Annotated in this window: 17 protein-coding genes; 2 read left to right on the top strand and 15 right to left on the bottom strand. The window is 70.0% G+C overall.

Going from position 1 to position 14820, the window contains the following annotated elements:
- The first annotated feature begins 38 nt into the window (after window positions 1-38).
- Entirely contained in the window at window positions 39-1082 is a 1044-nt protein-coding gene (locus ACZ6S8_RS21755; protein ID WP_469458115.1) for a helix-turn-helix domain-containing protein, read from the top strand.
- Here the strand turns inward: ACZ6S8_RS21755 and ACZ6S8_RS21750 are convergent.
- Window positions 1069-1317: a hypothetical protein gene (locus ACZ6S8_RS21750; RefSeq protein ID WP_469458113.1), complete on the bottom strand. Its 249-nt coding sequence runs from the start codon at window positions 1315-1317 to the stop codon at window positions 1069-1071. The two genes, ACZ6S8_RS21755 and ACZ6S8_RS21750, sit on opposite strands and share 14 nt — an antisense overlap.
- Before the next feature lie 165 nt (window positions 1318-1482).
- Between ACZ6S8_RS21750 and ACZ6S8_RS21745 the strand changes: the two genes are divergently transcribed.
- On the top strand, window positions 1483-2100 hold the full coding sequence (locus ACZ6S8_RS21745) for a hypothetical protein (RefSeq protein WP_469458111.1): 618 nt from the start codon (window positions 1483-1485) through the stop codon (window positions 2098-2100).
- A gap of 1 nt (window position 2101) precedes the next feature.
- Here ACZ6S8_RS21745 and ACZ6S8_RS21740 read toward each other — a convergent pair whose 3' ends face one another.
- The 14 genes from ACZ6S8_RS21740 to ACZ6S8_RS21675 are packed head-to-tail and all read right to left on the bottom strand — an operon-like array spanning window position 2102 to window position 14813.
- Window positions 2102-3952 (bottom strand): SGNH/GDSL hydrolase family protein, encoded by a 1851-nt coding sequence (locus ACZ6S8_RS21740; protein ID WP_469458109.1) that lies wholly within the window; start codon window positions 3950-3952, stop codon window positions 2102-2104.
- Between the two features lies 1 nt (window position 3953).
- The gene (locus ACZ6S8_RS21735) at window positions 3954-4274 is read right to left on the bottom strand and encodes a hypothetical protein (protein ID WP_469458107.1); all 321 of its coding nucleotides are present in this window, start codon (window positions 4272-4274) and stop codon (window positions 3954-3956) included.
- Between the two features lie 10 nt (window positions 4275-4284).
- The gene (locus ACZ6S8_RS21730) at window positions 4285-4617 is read right to left on the bottom strand and encodes a putative phage holin (RefSeq protein ID WP_469458104.1); all 333 of its coding nucleotides are present in this window, start codon (window positions 4615-4617) and stop codon (window positions 4285-4287) included.
- Window positions 4614-4826, bottom strand: a complete 213-nt coding sequence (locus ACZ6S8_RS21725; protein ID WP_469458102.1) for a DUF7620 family protein — start codon at window positions 4824-4826, stop codon at window positions 4614-4616. The genes ACZ6S8_RS21730 and ACZ6S8_RS21725 overlap by 4 nt, the downstream gene beginning before the upstream one ends.
- Window positions 4789-5094, bottom strand: a complete 306-nt coding sequence (locus tag ACZ6S8_RS21720; RefSeq protein ID WP_469458100.1) for a hypothetical protein — start codon at window positions 5092-5094, stop codon at window positions 4789-4791. The genes ACZ6S8_RS21725 and ACZ6S8_RS21720 overlap by 38 nt, the downstream gene beginning before the upstream one ends.
- 29 nt (window positions 5095-5123) lie before the next feature.
- Complete coding sequence (locus tag ACZ6S8_RS21715; RefSeq protein WP_469458098.1) at window positions 5124-5507, bottom strand: hypothetical protein; 384 nt, start codon at window positions 5505-5507, stop codon at window positions 5124-5126.
- 13 nt (window positions 5508-5520) lie between these two features.
- Window positions 5521-5739 carry a hypothetical protein gene (locus ACZ6S8_RS21710; protein WP_469458097.1) on the bottom strand — a complete coding sequence of 73 codons (219 nt, stop codon included), beginning with the start codon at window positions 5737-5739 and terminating at the stop codon, window positions 5521-5523.
- Between the two features lie 2 nt (window positions 5740-5741).
- Window positions 5742-6485: a hypothetical protein gene (locus ACZ6S8_RS21705; RefSeq protein WP_469458095.1), complete on the bottom strand. Its 744-nt coding sequence runs from the start codon at window positions 6483-6485 to the stop codon at window positions 5742-5744.
- The gene (locus ACZ6S8_RS21700) at window positions 6482-6715 is read right to left on the bottom strand and encodes a hypothetical protein (RefSeq protein WP_469458093.1); all 234 of its coding nucleotides are present in this window, start codon (window positions 6713-6715) and stop codon (window positions 6482-6484) included. The genes ACZ6S8_RS21705 and ACZ6S8_RS21700 overlap by 4 nt, the downstream gene beginning before the upstream one ends.
- 56 nt (window positions 6716-6771) lie before the next feature.
- The gene (locus tag ACZ6S8_RS21695) at window positions 6772-7428 is read right to left on the bottom strand and encodes a hypothetical protein (protein ID WP_469458091.1); all 657 of its coding nucleotides are present in this window, start codon (window positions 7426-7428) and stop codon (window positions 6772-6774) included.
- A 9-nt stretch (window positions 7429-7437) separates the two neighbouring features.
- On the bottom strand, window positions 7438-8040 hold the full coding sequence (locus tag ACZ6S8_RS21690; protein WP_469458090.1) for a hypothetical protein: 603 nt from the start codon (window positions 8038-8040) through the stop codon (window positions 7438-7440).
- On the bottom strand, window positions 8037-9128 hold the full coding sequence (locus ACZ6S8_RS21685) for a DUF5047 domain-containing protein (RefSeq protein WP_469458089.1): 1092 nt from the start codon (window positions 9126-9128) through the stop codon (window positions 8037-8039). The genes ACZ6S8_RS21690 and ACZ6S8_RS21685 overlap by 4 nt, the downstream gene beginning before the upstream one ends.
- A gap of 12 nt (window positions 9129-9140) precedes the next feature.
- Entirely contained in the window at window positions 9141-11348 is a 2208-nt protein-coding gene (locus ACZ6S8_RS21680; RefSeq protein WP_469458087.1) for a hypothetical protein, read from the bottom strand.
- A gap of 33 nt (window positions 11349-11381) precedes the next feature.
- Window positions 11382-14813 carry a phage tail tape measure protein gene (locus ACZ6S8_RS21675; RefSeq protein WP_469458085.1) on the bottom strand — a complete coding sequence of 1144 codons (3432 nt, stop codon included), beginning with the start codon at window positions 14811-14813 and terminating at the stop codon, window positions 11382-11384.
- Window positions 14814-14820: the final 7 nt, after the last annotated feature.

Here is a 14820-nt window from a genome sequence, read left to right as displayed (position 1 = left end):
CGATACACAGTGTGTATGGGCCGTCGTATCGTGCAGACATGACGGGTCGGGAAGTCTGGACATCGCCGCGACTACGGGCGGCCTGGGTGCGGCAGGACTGGGCGGAAATCTTCCGCGAGTACCGAGCAGCAGCCGGGCTCAGCCAGAGCGGCCTCGAGAGGGTCATAGGACTGCCTCAACCTCACATTTCCGCGATCGAGTCCGGCCGCCGCCGCGTCACCTCGGCGGACCTCATCGGTCGCCTCACCGAAGGACTCGCCGTGCCCCCCGAACTGACCGGCCTGCCCGTTTCCCGCCAGGAGGACTGGGGCCCGCCCCCCGAACTGAGGGAACGCATCGCCCACGGGCACGCCACCGGCCGAACCGACCTGCGCACCGCCGCATGGATCGGGCAGGTACTCGCCAAGCACCGGCGCGCCGAAGACGAGGTCGGCGGCCGCGACCTATGGCCGGCCGTCCGAGCGCAACTCGACTCCGTCACCCGCCTGATCCCCGGCACGACCGGCGCGGCGTCCGACCAGCTGATGCTCCTCGCCGCAGAGCACGCGCACTGGCTGTCCTGGGTAGCCCACAGCCAGGGCCGTACCGGGGTGGCCCTGGCATGGCTGGACGTCGCCCTCGGCTGGGCCGTCGACGGCGGCCAGCAGGACATGGTGGCCTGGGTCCACCGGGTCCGGTCGTACTACGCGCTGCAGCACGGCGACCCGCGGCGAGCGGAACGCACAGCGCAGGCCGGCCGGACCGGCAACCCGTCCCCCGCAGCAGCCTCAGCGACCGCGCACCAGGAGGCGATGGCGGCAGCCGCACTCGGCGACCGTGACCGGGCACGCCGCCTGTCCGACGAGGCGGTACGGCTGGCCGCGCAGGTACCCGACGAGGAGGATCGGCCGGGCTGGCTGTACTGGCTCGACCCGGTCCGCGCCCAGCTGGAAGCCGCGTCCGCAGCAGCCGCGTGCCAGCACTGGCAGGACGCAGCCGACGGTTTCCGGTCCGGGCTGCCGCAGCTGGCCGGGTACCCGAGGGACTACGCCTACTACCGCGGGCGCCTGGAGGATGCGGAGCGTCGTCTCACACCTTCTTGAGACTGACCTTGAGGACGACGACGTGTGAGCCAGCCGGAAGGGTGGCCGCGAGTGCGTCCTGAATGTCGGGCACGTGCGGCCCGTAGGTGAGAAGGTGCCCGGACGCCATGATGTCCACCGGCTCCGGGTCCGCCAGCTCCAGCGTGTCCGTACGGTGCTCCAAGTCTCCCGACTCGTAGTCATCGGGGCCGACGCCGGGCGGGATGATCGCGTAGTAGATCTCGTAGAGGGCCATGGCCCGGGATCGTAGTCGGCGGCCGGACGCACGAAAGCGCCCCCTCCCGGCACGAAGCCAGGAGGGGGCGTCACGTTGTGCAGCAGGGTCTCAGTTTAGCAACTGGCCGGTGGCCTTCTGGGAGTCCGGCTACGGTTCCACCCCTCACCATTCGGAGGAACCGTCATGCGCGTCCGTATCACCACCGTCCTCGCCGTCGCGGCAATCGCCCTCACCGCGTGCTCGAACAGCAACCCGAAGAGCGCGGACAAGCCGGCCGACGCTGTGCCGCCCGCGGCAAGTCAGCCTGCCGCCTCAAGCCCGGCCGCGGCTCCGGCCACGCTCCAGCTGGGCCAGCCCACGGAAACCGTCGGCGCCGGCGGAGCTGGACGCCTGGAGATCACCCCCGCCACCGTCGTCTACATCCCGGCGTCAGTCGGCAGCAAGCCAGCGAAGGACACGTTCGCGTTCATCACGTACAAGGCGCGCGCCACGACCGCAGTGGCCGCGGACCAGGCCGCGCCGATCGACGGGGGCGGCTGGACCTGGGTCGCCCCGGACGGGCTCGCCATCGAGCAAGGCAACGGCGAGGCATCCAACGTCGTCTCCGACTCCTTCAACGCGGGCCGGACCGTACAGCCTGGCACGCACCTCCTCGACTCCGCCGTGTTCGACCTGACCACAGCGCAGACCGGGGGAACGCTCATCTACACCGACGGTGAGGGCACCGCGCACCGGTGGACGATCCCGAAGACCGACTCAGGCCCGGACGTCGCGCAGGTGAAGAAGGAGCTGGCGCCGTAGCTCACGCGGGCATCAGTTCGCGGATGGCGGCGGTGATCCGGCGGCCGAGGAGGGCGTGACCGACGTCGGTGGGGTGGATGCCGTCCGTACCGATGGCCGTGTCCGCGTTGCCGACGCCGGTCGTGGCGCCGACCTTGCCGGTGCCGGTGATGAAGGCGCCGTGTGTGGCCACCAGGGTCCCGGCCGCGTTGTAGATCGCGCCGGTGAGAGGCGAGACGAAAGGGAAGCCGGCCGCCGCCGCGGCGAGGCGGAGCGTGTTGTCCGTGTTCTGGATCGAGGCGCCGGGGCTGCCGGTGGGAGCCCAGCAGCCAAGTATGTACACGTCGCAGGCCGGGAGCCCGGCCTTGATGGCCGCGTACAGGGCGGCCGCGGCCGTGCTGATCGCGCCCTGGGATCCGGCGTTGTCGTTGTAGCCCGCCCATACGATCAGCCGCTGCGGTGCACGGGCGACGACGTCCGCGGCCAGGCGGTCCCCGAGCGTGGCGTAGACGGGGCTGGTGCCTGCGGAGATGTAGCCAGTGCCGCCCAATGCTTGGTTCCACACGTCGTTGGAGCCGAGTGCGAGGGCCACCCGGGAGACCCAGGTGCCGCTTCCGCCGCCGGTGTTCATGGTGCTGCCGCCGGGGATGCTGTCGCCGAACACGATCAGGCGGTCGGTGCGGGTGCCCGATGACCACAGGCATGCGGTCGGGGGGACGTACACCCCGCCGAACGGCGTGTTGTGCCAGTCGATGCGGATCGTTCTGGGCTCGGCGCTGCCGAACCCGATCGTCATTAGGTGGGTGTTGCCCGGCGTGGTCCCGCCGAGGGACTGCATCGTCTCGGTCACTCGACGGCCGTTGATCCACAGCCGGTAGGCGCCGCCTGACTGCCAGTTGAACCGGACTTGCAGGGTCGGTGCGTCGCACCCGAACTCCAGGGACCAGCCGGACTGGCTGCTCGCGAGGGTCCCGCGCGAGTTCGGGTATCGGGACGTAGGCAGGACGTACGTGGAGTCCGGCGTCCCCACGCCGATCTGAAAGTTGGAGGCGCCGAGGTAGGTGAAAGGTCCGGTGAACTCGCCGCCGCCCAAGGCCACCCCGGCCGGCCGGTGGATGACGTACCCGACGGACGGTGTCGAGCCCTGCGCCACGCCGATGGTGGGCGCCGCCCCCGAGTAAAGGCTCTCGACGGCGGACATGTCGGGGAGGTCCCGGCGCCGCCACGCGGTCGCGACCGGCCCCGGCGGCCCGGCCGCCCCTGCGGCGCCTGCCGTGCCGGTATCGCCTTTCGCCCCCTGGATCCCCTGCGGCCCGGGGTCGCCCGTGTCGCCCTTGACCCCTTGCAGGCCCTGGGGGCCCTGGTCTCCCGTGTCGCCCTTCGCCCCCGAAGCTCCCGCGGCCCCGGCGGCGCCAGCCGCTCCGGTGTCTCCCTTCGGCCCCGCCGCCCCGGTATCGCCTTTCGCTCCAGGCGCCCCGGGAGCTCCCGGGGGCCCGGCCGGGCCGACGATCGGCGTGTACTCGACCGCGCCCGGATCGGCCGCGACGAGCTTCGAGATGCTGATCGGCTGCCCGTCGCCCGCGGGCAGCGCGAACACGCGCTCGCGGGCCTGCAGGTGGCCCTTCAGGCGCTCCTCGTAGTGCCAGTACCTGCCCTCCGCGGGCTCCACCCCGGGCGCGTCGGTCCGGCCGAGGGCCTGCGACCAGCTGCCCGTGTCGTCAAGGACGAACGTGCCGCCGCCCGGGTAGATGACCTCGCCGTTCGCGTCGGTCCACACCTCGGGAATCGGCGTGAGGATGACCCTGCCCTCGGCCGGCTCGCCGGTGGCCGGGTTGGTGTACGTCTGGTGCACGACCCGCGTCGGCAGCGCCATGTCACCCTCCCAGCTTGATGATCGGCGGGTCCTTCTTCTTCCGTTTCACCCAGCGCATCACCGTGGCCGCGGTCGCCGGATCCAGCTTCGCGACCGCGGCGACCGCGGCCTGGTCCTCGGCGTCCGGGATCAGCCCGGCCTCGACGATCGCCGCGCCCAGCGCCACCTTCAGTGCTGCCTGCTCGGCCGGCCCGGACTCCCCTGCGGGCGGCTGGGGTTCCGCGGGCGGATCCGGGGTCGGCGGTACGGGCTGCTCTTCTAGGACGCCCATCGCGACCAGCACGGCCGCATCGGCGAGCCGGAGGTTGATGTGGGGTTGCATTCGTCGCGGCTCATCCATCTTGATCCTCCGCCCGGGCCGCGCGCTGGGCCTGGATCACCAGCACCGTGCGCTGGATCATCAGCGCCGCGATGGACAGCAGCAGCGCCGTCCTGATGCCTCGCAGGACGGCCGCTGTGCACCCGGTCGGCCAGAGGGTGATCAGGACGGTGTACAGGCACAGGCCACCGACGGCGCCCGCGAACCCGACAAGGTTGCGGCCTATGCCGCTGCGCCACCACGGAGCCTTCCAGCTGTAGACCGCGGCGAAAACGGCGCAGGTGAGGACGGCGACCGCGGACGCCGACACGTTGATCCACTGGTCCAGGCCCAGCACGGGCATCATGCGCCTCCTCTCATAGCCTCGGCGATGCGCTCGGCGAAGTGGTTCTGCCTACGCGCTGTCCTCAGCACGCGTACCGCGTCCTCGACCTCCGGCCTGCGGGCCTCGGCGAGGACGCGGGCGCGCTGCGCCCGGGCCAGCGCGCCCCCGGCATCGCGCTGGCCCTCCGAGGGCTTACCCCTGCCGATCAGACGCTTCAGCCAGGTCAGCACCCGCGTCCACCTCCCGCGGTCGGGGCAACGCCGTCAGTACATGGCCGGCGGTCCGGGACAGCTCCAACAGCTCCGTAACCTGCTCGCGCTCGGCCTGCCTGGCCGCCTCGGACTCCGTGTGCGCGGCCCGCCAGGTGTCCCGCTCCTCCTTCATGTCGAGGAGGGTGGAACGGGGCACCAGGCGGCCGAAGAGGATGAGCAGGACGACCATGACGAGCAGTCCGGACACACCGAGGTCTGCCGGGGTGAAGCCGAAGATGCCGTCCAAGACGCCCCCTTGAGTGGGATCGGGCAACGTCAGCGCCCCAGGCGCTGATCAGTGACCCCCGGGGGGAGCGGCCCGGCAGGGTCTTTCGGCGGGGCCGGGGAGACCTGGGCGCGGGTGAGGAGGGTCAGCGTGGCCAGGACGACGCCGTTGATGGCGCCGGTGGTGGCCTGGCTGACGTCGTAGCCGAACGTGCCGACCAGCACGGCGCCGGAGGTGACGACCGCGGTGAACGCCTGCGGGGCGATCGGGCGGGTCTTCACGGCGGCGATGGCGCCCAGGACTGCGGTGGTCCCGCCGACGATTGCCCCGGCCTGCACGTCGGTGAGGCCAGTGACGCCGAGGGTGACGACCAGGCCGAGGACGGCACTGAGCGTGTTGAGGACGACGACAGGCTCTCTGCCGTAGATGCGCATGTAGAGCTCCTGACTAGGCGTGGAGGGCGCGGTGGAGGGCGGCGAGCTCGTCAGCCTCGGCCTGATCGGCTGCGCGCCACTTCGGCGAGCCCAGGGCCTCGTACTCCTTGGCGGTGAGCTTGCGGACGTAGCCAGTCCCCAGCCACGACCCGTAAATGGCGGAGTCCGGGCCCTTGATGACGATGAAGCCGGGAGGCATTTCGATGGTGGGGAGAGGGGTGGGGGTGCTCATGATCAGAGTCCTATCGCTCGAAGGGCGCCCGGCCGACGGCGTCGGGGGGCAGGCTTGGGGGGCAGCGTGGGAGGCCGCACCGGCGGTGGGGTCTTCGGCGGGCCGTTGCGGGCGAGGTCCAGAACGCGGGCGAAGTCGATGTCGCCGGGGTCGCCGTGGTCGTTCTCGGGGACGTGCTGGTGGCCCAGCCAGCCGTAGTAGTCGCCCCACTCGTCGAAGGACAGGCGGACGCCGTTGCCCTTGCCGTAGGAGCCGCCGACCTGTCCCTTCTTGTATGCCTTCCACGACACCGTCGAGGAGAGGCGGACGCCGTGTTGCTCGTGCGCCCAGCGGACGAACAGGGCGAGCTCGGCGAGGAGCCAGTCCGGGGCGTCGGGCCAGAAGATGTAGTCAGTTCCGGCTCGCTTGCCGTCCCAGGTGACCGCGCGCCGTTCGTCGCAGGTCCCGACGAGTTCGACCTGCACGGCGTTCGCGGTGTTCGTCTCGACGCCGCCGGCGAGGTTCATGAGGGCGCGGCTGGAGGTGTCGAAGTCGTAGTGCTGGTACCAGCGCAGCTTCCGGTTGGGGATGTCGGGGAGCGCGGTGAGGTTGGGGGCGTCCCGGCCGCCGCGGTAGTCGGGGACGGTGCGGCCCTCCGTGGTGTGGAGGACGCCGACGTTCGACTCCATCGGGGTCCCGGGGAACGCCCTCTGGTGCCAGAACGCCAGGGAAGCGGGCGGGTACTTCTGGGGTCCGGTCTTGGTCATGAGGCACGCTCCGGCCAGTGCCAGGAGCCGCCTGCGTGCTCGCCCTCGACGTGCAGGACCGCGCGGTCGAAGTGCATGCCGGTGGGGCTGAAGACGGCCAGGGCGACGGTGTCGCCGGAGTCCGGCATTTCCGTGATGATCGCGGCCCGGCACTGCGAGCGGTACTCACCTCCCGGACTCCCGTAGCTGACGTAGTGCACGATCCGTCCAACGGACGGCTGCTTGGACATGAGTGGCCTCCGGGCATGCAAAGGCCCCAGCCAGACGGCCGGGGCAGTAGGTGAGGTCAGGCGTGCAGGAACGTCGCTTCCAGCGATGCGGCGACCGAGGCGCTGATGGCGGTAGCGAGGTTTCCGCCGGACTGCTGGGTGGCGATCAGGCGGATCTGCTGCCCCGCGGTGAGCGTCGCCATCACGGACCGCTCCTGCGTGGCGCCGACGGCCACGCCCTGGGCGCCAGCCTGCGAACCGACGATCATCACGTTGTTCGCGGTGAGCCAGCAGGACCGCCACCCGGTCGCGTTGCTGTCCCAGGACACCATCCCCACCAGCCTGTACTTCCCCGTGTACGGGACCGTCCAGTACTTGCCGACCGCGTTGAACGAGCCAGTGTCGTCAACGACCGTCGTATCCAGGTTGATCGTCACCGCGACGTTGTGATTCAGGATCTGCGTGGCCGCCGCGTAGGCGAACAGGCTCGGGTTCTGGATGATCCACTGCGTGCCGTCGTAGTAGGTGAGGAGCTTCTCCGCGGTCAGCCAGGCCACCATGCCCGCGACCGGACTGGTCAGCGTCGCGGCCCGGGCGGCCGCCGAGGCGAACCGCATCACGGTGCGCGGGGTCAGCCCGGCAACCCCAGCCAGGGCCGCCGCGAGAGCTTCCGCGTTGGGCGCGTCGGCGAGGGTCGCCAGTTGGATGCCCTGGCCGTATGGATCGGTGGCCACGAGGCCTCCTCAGAGTGAGTACGAAAGACTGTCGAGGGACACCCAGGCGCTCGCTGCCGGCGGGTTGAGCCGCGGACCGTTGATGATCGTCCCGTCGGGCTGCGCGCGGAGCGCGATGATCCCGTAGGACGTGTTTGCAATGAAGTCCCGGTCCACGGGCGGGGTGAGGAAAGCAGGCAGGCCGGTGATCATGGCTAGGGGTGGCGCACCCGAGCTCATCCGGACCTTTCCCCGGAGCTCGACCATTCCGTCAGCCCGCCGCCGACCCGCCGCAGGCGGGTCAGTGTGACCGAGGCTCCACCCCGAGCCCGGTGTCAAGGTCGTCCACTCGTCCGTCGTCGCCGAGCTGAGCAACCGGCCCGCCGCCAGCCAGCTGCCAATACCCGAGACGGTCAGGACCACGATGTCGCCTGCGACCGGGGCCGGATACGACTCCATCCGGCGGGCGACGATCCCATCCGCGGTAGTGATCGTGCCAGCCGCGGACACGCTGTCGACGACGCCCAGGCGCCAGTCCGCGCCCCGAATGTCGGAAGACTGGTCGGCGGCCTGCCGGACCTGCCCGTACAGGGCCTGTGCGAGGTCGGCAGTGACCTGCCGCTGCGCCGTCACGTGTCCTCCTTCGCGGCGATCGTGCGAATGGTGAAGTCGCCGCCCACGTCCAGCGGCACCGTGAAGGAGCTGACCTGATGGAGCTCCGCGGTGTCGTCCTCGTACACGACTCGCAGGACATCCCCCGGAGCCAGGGCGGGATTCGGCAGAGCGGACAGGTCAGCCGATGCGTTCGCGGCGCGGGCGGCCCGCAGCCGCAGGGTTGCCGCGGCGACGCACTGGACTTCGGTGACCAGCATCGGAGAGGACACCACATTGGGGTCCGGGCGGTGGCCGAACGGCCCGTCCCAGAACGTGGGACTGCCCGGATCGGAGTCGACGACCAGGGCCGCCACCGGGGCTGTGCCCGCCTCGGTGTTCTCGCCGCGGGCCATGACCCCGTTGTGGACGCCGGCGCTGCTCATGCCTCGGTCGGCCTTGATGTAGGCGCCGCCCTCTCCGGTCCGGACCGTCCACACCGGGTCCGCGACCAGGACGTCGGGCAGCTCCTCGAGGACGAAAATCCCGTCGGGGTCGGCATACACTTCGGCGCCGACAACCTGGGCGATCTCGGTGATCGCCGCCCACGGGTCCCCGCCGGTGTCCCAGGTCCGGGCGCCGATCGCCGTGTCGACGACGGACGTCGAGATGAGCGTCGCCGTGGGGATGGACCGCTGAATGAGCGCGGTGATCGCACTGACCGCGGTGCCCATGGCCCGGTAGGGCTCGGTGAACCGGTCGTCGCTGACCAGCGCTTCCAGGCTCTTGCCGGTGATGGTCGCGGGTCCCTCGTCGACGTCCCCGCTGACCTCGTCCACACGGAACAGGCCGACGGGGACAACCTCCTGGGCGCCGTCCTGGTACTGGATGCCGACGGTGATCCGCAGCCGCGCCCCATACACCGAAATCTTGTCGGCCTCGGTGCGCGGGATGAGCGCAGGATCGTCGAGAGTGACGGTGCAGGTGCGACGCGCGGCCGCTTTGCGGTCCACGGACACGCTGCCGCCGGTGATCTCCAGCGTCTCCACCGAGCCGTTCGTGCGGTACAGCACCACCTGAACGACGGACCGGTGGGACTCTGCGATCGCCTGGAGGAACCGTGCGGACACCGGATACACCGCTCACCCCCCGATCGGCCGGTTGAACAGGAGGTCTTCCCACGTGGCGTACCGCGCGAGGACGTCGCCCCACGTGGCGTGCTCGGAGAGGATGTCCTGCCAGGTGCGGCCGGCCGAGCCCTCAACGCCGACGGCGACGGGCATGTCCCGCTGCCGGGCCGGGAGCTGCCAGGACCGCCACGGCTCGGTTGCATCCGCGCTGATGCGTCCCTCCCCGGCCGCAGCGACGCTGACGTACATGTCGTCGACGCCGTACCCGGGCGCGGCCTGCCACAGCAGGACCGATCCGGAGTCGAGAATGCGGTGCAGGTCGGCGCGTTCCGTGTCGGTCTGCGTGTAGACCGCGATGGTCCCCTCAAGGCCCCCGCGCACGTCCGAGCGTTCGACACCGTTGCGGCGGCCCCGCACCCGGTACTCGGCCTGCTGGATCGGCCGGGACCAGTCCGGAGCCTCCATCATCCGCAGCTTCAGGTTGCGCTGCGGCCTGCCCGGGTCCTTCAGCCACACAAAGTCGGGGTCGTCTCCAACCGCAATCTGCACGGTGTCGGACGTCCGCGTCTCCGGCACATCTCCCAGCGTGGCGACGATCTCCACGTAGTACGACACGTTCACGCCGAGCGGCGCCTCGTAGTCTTCGATGACGAGCTGGTCAGCGGTCAGGACCCGGTTGGAGATCAGCCCGTCCGGGCCGCGGACCAGCGTCCGGGTTCCGTCGGGCAGGACTCGCCAGACGCTGATCAGGTAGCCGATCACCATCTCCCGGAGGGTGAGCACGATTGCCGCGTTGGTGTTGTCGGGCACCGCTTGGATCAGGGGCAGCGACTCCCAGATCGCAATCTGGTCCAGGCGCATGACCGAGGAGACAGCCGTCGCGGTCAGTGTCAGCTCCACGGCGGCCTGCGTGGCGCCCGCGGGTGCGGTGAAGGAGTTGGTGAGCTGCCACCAGCCCGGGGTCGGGGCGGCGGCAGCCGATCCGGCTGTAACTCCCAGGTCGGCATTCAGAGCTGAGTACCAGCGGATCGCCCGGGTCAGCGTCCAGCCGCCTGCGGTGACCTGCTCGTTAATCTGCAGCCGAAAGGTCTTGCCGGCGGCCACACCAGCGGGGAACTTCGCGGAGCGGATGACGCTGGTCGTCGCCGTGGCCGAGGTGACCGTGAGGGCGTATGCGCCGTCCATGGCGTATGCGCCCCATGGGCTGGACCGGGCGAGCGTTGCCACGCCGGAGGCCGCCGTCCAGGTGGCGGCGTCCCGCTCGAACGACGCGTCAGCGTAGGGCAGGATGCTTCCCTCGCGGATGACCGGTGCGATCGCGATGACGGCGCCGTCGATGCGCATGATCTGCGCGGCCGTGGCGGTGGTGATGCCGACGGCGAGCGTCGCGTAGGCGGTCGTCGCGGGGGCGACCGCGGACACGCGCTGCTGGTAGTAGCCGGTGCCCGGGGCCGCAAGGTTGGAGCGGGTCGCGGTGAGGAGGACGTCCGCCGCGGTGTAGAACCGCAGCTCTACCCACACCGTGGACCCGGACGTCGGCGGGCTTAGGTAGGCGTACCCGATGTACTCGGTGCCCGCGCTGGACACCGGCTTCTCCGTGATCTTGGCCGAAGCGTTCCCGTTCGCTGTGACCGTCAGCCCAAGGACGTGGCCGCCTGCGCTGTAGTTGTCTACCGGCCATGACACCATCGGCGCCTGCCGCGACAGTACGCAGTTCGTCTCGGCGACCCACCGCAGGGCAGAGCTCTCGATCGTCTCCGCGTTGGAGGTGAGGAGGTTGCCCACGGTGCGGATCGGCAAGCCCAGGTAGACGTTCTCGAAGTGGTTGATGACGCCGCCGCCCGCGGGAGTCGCGGACACCACGACCTGCACTTGCGTGGCCGTGGCCGGCGCCACCCCGGCCACAGAAATCCGGTGCCACGTCGCGGACGCCGTCACCGTGGACAACGACCACGTGATGCTGATCTCCGCGTTCGCCGCGGTCAGCCAGCGCAGGCCGATGCGCTCGGGCACGGTGGCACCCGAGGCATCCGCGAACGTCTGGTACTCCTTCCCGGCGATGACCGGGTAGGAGGCTGCGGTCCGGGCCTGCATCTCCCCGGCGGCGGTCGAGGACAGGCGCAGTGTCCCGTCGCCCGACCGGCCGCCGGTGCCCTTGCTGATCGAGCAGTTGAGCTTGCTGAGCCAGCCCGAGGTGTTCGGGTCAACCGTCTCGGTCACCAGGCTGAGCATGTTCCCGGGGATCGCCACCGTCTACCGCCCCCGTCCCGCCTGCACGGCGCTCATCAGCTGCTTCTGACCGGCCACGACACGGCCGTCCGCGACGTCCTCGACATAGGCCTCGAACTCCCGGCCGTCCGCGACGACCAGCCGCAGCCGCTGCCCGGACAGTCCGGCGCCCGCCGCCGCGAGCGAGGACACGGCCTGCCACTGCGGTGCCGTCAGCACCGCCTCCGGCCGGCCGGTGCCGTTGATCGTGGGGGTCACTCCTGGCTGGAGCCAGCCCCCTGAGTCGTAGCCGCCCGGCCGGTTGTAGGCCGCGGCCAGCGACCCGTACCGCGCGAGCGCGTACCGCATCGAGGCGTAGATGTTCGCCAGCGGGTCCCACACGCCACGGCCGCGGAGCGGGCCCGCGTACGCATTGAACGTGGGGTCGATGGTCTGCATCAGGCCCTTCGACGGGATGCCCGCCATGGCGTTGGAGTCCCACAGGTTGATCGCGTTGGGGTTGCCCCCGGACTCCTGGTTCATCCGGCGCAGCGTCGTCTGCAGGAGGCTGGCCGGCTGCCCGACCATCTGGAGCGCCTGCAGGACGACGGGCGCCCAGCGCTGCACGCCGGATCCACCAATGTCCCCGCCGCCGGAGCCGCCGAAGGAAGTCATCGCGCTGACGATCTTGTCCTTCAGGCTGGACAGCATCTTCGTCGGCAGGCTCGCGATCAACTTGCCGTACCCGGAACCGGTGATGCTCGCAATGTGGTCGCGGATGAAGCCGGTGGCGGCGTTCCAGGCCTTCCCCGGGTTGGCGATCAGGTCGGTCATGTCGCCGAAGAAGTCTCCGATCGATCCGGCGGCGCCCTTGGCCCAGCCGACCAGCCCGCCGTCGGCGAACCGCTGCACCTGCCCGCCCGCGGCGAACCCTGGGAGGTTGCCGGTGCGGTTGATGTAGTCGAGGGTCCCGAACCCGATCTTCCGGGCCGAGTCCCTTTTGACGATGAATTCATCGGCCATAACCAGCGCGGGAATTGAATCCCGGCCGGGGATTCCGCCGCGGGTGCGGCCGCCGTCTTCGAAGGTTACGGGGCCGAGCTTGCCCGCTCCGGTGAAGTCGGCAACGGTATTCCAGACCTTCCGGATTCCGTTGTTGTACACCGTGTCGATGATGAATTGCACGGGCTTGCGGGTGGTCTCCTTCAGCCCGTCCCAGATACGTCCGATGGCGCTCACGCCAGTGTCGAAGGAGTCGCGGACGTAGCCGACGCCGCGTGACACGTTGTCGAACGCTGGTTTGATGAACGCGGTCCACACGAAGCGGATCGCCGCGCCGATGTTGTCCCATGCGGGCTTGATCCCGTTGGTGTACAGCCACATGGCCGCGTCACCGAGCGCACGCCCACCAGCGACGATGTTCGCGAACGCGGGCTTGATCGCGTTGTTCCACAGCCACGTCGCGAGCGTGCCAATCGCGGTGAGCGCGGGGCTGATCGCGTTGGTCCACAGCCACATGGCGGCGGCGCCGACTGCCCGTACGCCGATCATCAGGTTGTCGAACGCGGGCTTCACCTGCGTGGCCCAGAGCCACGTCGCCCCGGCAGCGATCCAATCGAATACGGGCTTGATCGCCGCATCCCAGAGCCAGGAAAAGACCCAGCCCAGGAATTTCAGCGCGAGATAGACCGGCGTGATGAGAACGGTCAGGATGATCGTCGCAAGAATTCGGGCGCCCGTAGCGATTCCCGAGAACACCGGAGACAGTACGTTCTGCCAGAGCCAGACGGCAACCTCTCCGACCACGCGCAGCCCCGCCATGAGGGCAGCGAACCCGGGCTTCAGGTAGTCGTTCCACAGGATGTTCCACCCGGCCTGAATGCCTGCCCACGTGGCCTGGACGATGCCCCGGAAGGTGTCGCTCTTGTTGTAGGCGACGACCAGCAGAGTGACCAGCGCCGCAATACCGGTGATGATCAGCCCGATCGGGTTAGCGGTCAGCACGGCGTTCAGGACGCCCTGGACGATTGCGTACCCGCGCGTCACGGCAGCCGCGGCCAGAATCACGCCCCGGTAGATCGAGAACACGGCCGTCACCGCACCGGTCGCGATCGCCGAGGCATTCAGCGTGATCGTCAGCCCGGCCACTGCCACGCCGAGAGGCAGCAGCCACGCCCCGTACTCACGGACCCAGCCCACGCCGGCCATGAATGCCGCGCCAACCTGCACCAGGGCGGGCAGGATGTACGTGACGAACACGGATCCCATATCCCGCAGGACCGGCAGCACGTACGAGTTCAGGAACCCGCCGAACTGCACAACCGCAGGGAGAACCCGGGCCGTGATGAAGTCGGTCAGGCCCTGCAGGACTTGCCGCTTGAACACCTCAAAGCTCTGGCCTGCGCCGCCGTGCAGCGCCTCACCCATCCGGTCCGCAGCGCCCGCCGCCTTGTCCAGGCCTGCCTCAGCCGCGGCACCAGCCGGGTTCAGCGCGAAAAGCGCGTCGCCCATGACCTTGCCCGGGTCCCCGAAGAGAGCCCCTGCGGCGTTCAGCTTGACCTGCTCGTCGGACGTACGGCGCAGCGCGTCCGTGGTGAGCTGCAGCGCCTGCTCCGCCTGGCTCCCGCCCTGGCCGATCAGCTTCGCCATCGTCGCGGAGCTCAGCCCGATGGACTTGAACGCCTCGTCGACCGGCTTACCGCCTGCCAGCGCGATCTCGCCGAACTGTCCGAGCGCGTCCGCAACCTGGTCCGAGTCCCGTGCTCCGGCGGCCAGCGCCTGCGAGATCAGCCCGATCGACTTCGCACCGTCGAGGCCGACCCGCCGGAATTGCGTGCTGTACTCGTTCAGGGTGTCCAGGAAGTCGCCGGCCTTGTCCGCCCCGGACTGGAAACCGACCGTGATCAGGTCGAACGCCGTCTTGGAGTCCTTTGCCAGGCCGGTACGGATCAGCTGACCGGCCGCGCGGGCCGCGTCGCCGACGTCCGTACCGAACGCCTCCGCCAGGTTCAGGGTGCTCTTCGTGAGCGCGTCCACGTCCGCGCGAGGCGCCCCGACGGCGAGGATCCCGTTCTGAGTCAGCGTCCTGAGCGCGTCGTTGACCTGCTCGAACGACTCGCCGTACCCCTTGGCGTAGATGTCCCCCGCAGCCTTGCCGAGCTGTGCCGACTCCTTGGGGCCAAGGCCCAGCTGCGCGGCGAGCTTGGCCTTGCTCGCGGACTGCTCCAGCGCCTGGCTGAACGCCGCGGTGAACAGGACCGCGCCCGTCGCGGCGATTGCTGCGACGCCCGCTTTGAGGCCACTGCCGAGAGTGGCGAGCATGTTCCGGCTGCTCGCCTGCCCAGCCTCCTGCCCGAGGTCGGCGCCAACCTGGACGGTCGGCCGTCCGATCTGCCGCTGCAACTCGGCAGCGAAACCGCGCGCGGACGGCACGATGGAGACGTAGCCGACAGCTACTTCGGTCGCGGCAGAAGGCATGACGGGC

The sequence above is a fragment of the Streptomyces sp. NPDC048461 genome (assembly GCF_055587105.1).
This window is presented reverse-complemented; position numbering and strand designations above follow the sequence as displayed.

Bases quoted from the DNA above. Each gene is read 5' to 3' on its own strand.
- ACZ6S8_RS21755 (WP_469458115.1), top strand. From the start codon at position 39: ATGACGGGTCGGGAAGTCTGGACATCGCCGCGACTACGGGCGGCCTGG.
- ACZ6S8_RS21750 (WP_469458113.1), bottom strand. From the start codon at position 1,317: ATGGCCCTCTACGAGATCTACTACGCGATCATCCCGCCCGGCGTCGGC.
- ACZ6S8_RS21745 (WP_469458111.1), top strand. From the start codon at position 1,483: ATGCGCGTCCGTATCACCACCGTCCTCGCCGTCGCGGCAATCGCCCTC.
- ACZ6S8_RS21740 (WP_469458109.1), bottom strand. From the start codon at position 3,952: ATGGCGCTGCCGACGCGGGTCGTGCACCAGACGTACACCAACCCGGCC.
- ACZ6S8_RS21735 (WP_469458107.1), bottom strand. From the start codon at position 4,274: ATGCAACCCCACATCAACCTCCGGCTCGCCGATGCGGCCGTGCTGGTC.
- ACZ6S8_RS21730 (WP_469458104.1), bottom strand. From the start codon at position 4,617: ATGATGCCCGTGCTGGGCCTGGACCAGTGGATCAACGTGTCGGCGTCC.
- ACZ6S8_RS21715 (WP_469458098.1), bottom strand. From the start codon at position 5,507: ATGCGCATCTACGGCAGAGAGCCTGTCGTCGTCCTCAACACGCTCAGT.
- ACZ6S8_RS21710 (WP_469458097.1), bottom strand. From the start codon at position 5,739: ATGAGCACCCCCACCCCTCTCCCCACCATCGAAATGCCTCCCGGCTTC.
- ACZ6S8_RS21705 (WP_469458095.1), bottom strand. From the start codon at position 6,485: ATGACCAAGACCGGACCCCAGAAGTACCCGCCCGCTTCCCTGGCGTTC.
- ACZ6S8_RS21700 (WP_469458093.1), bottom strand. From the start codon at position 6,715: ATGTCCAAGCAGCCGTCCGTTGGACGGATCGTGCACTACGTCAGCTAC.
- ACZ6S8_RS21675 (WP_469458085.1), bottom strand. From the start codon at position 14,813: ATGCCTTCTGCCGCGACCGAAGTAGCTGTCGGCTACGTCTCCATCGTG.